This window comes from Campylobacter sp. DY7 (genome assembly GCF_057802535.1).
The window spans coordinates 1-539 of sequence record NZ_JBYJAU010000052.1; the positions used below are offsets into that span (position 1 = coordinate 1).

Consider the following 539-nt stretch of genomic DNA (forward strand, 5'->3'; position numbering starts at 1 on the left):
TTCTTGCGGGAATCGGTGTACTGCGTGACGACCTTGCCGTCGAAGGGAGCGTCCTCGACGCTCGCGGACAGACGAATGTGACGCTGGAAACGCGGGAGTCCGATCTGCCCCTCGATGAACTCGACGGTGTCGAGCTGCTCTTCCCAGTCCTCGAGTCGCCGACCGCCGCGGCGGGTGTCGATCTTGTTCAGCAGGAGTCGGTAGGGCACCCCGGTCGGGATGATGTGTTCGACCAAGGTGTCCGCGACCGACTCGATCGCCATGGTGGCGGCTTCCAGCGGCAGGACGATGAAGTCGGCGACCTGCAGGACTGCGGTGAGGACGCCGGTGTTCTCATGGCTGCCAGGCGTGTCGACGAGGACGATGTCGTAGCCGTCGAGGTCACGCAATCCCATGATGTTGTTGGGATCGACGTCGGCTGCGAAGTCGAACGGAAGGTCATCCCCCGCTCGCTCGGCCCAGCGTGCTGCGGACTGCTGCGGGTCGACGTCGACCACGAGCACATTGTTGGCGCGGGACAGCGCGGCCGCGAGGTTCAT

The 539-nt window shown here is 64.7% G+C and carries 1 protein-coding gene; it reads right to left on the reverse strand.

The window, feature by feature from the left end:
- Positions 1-539 (reverse strand): nucleotide-binding protein (locus tag AC1B00_RS09655; RefSeq protein WP_488849515.1); only part of this gene is annotated, 539 nt, incomplete at both ends.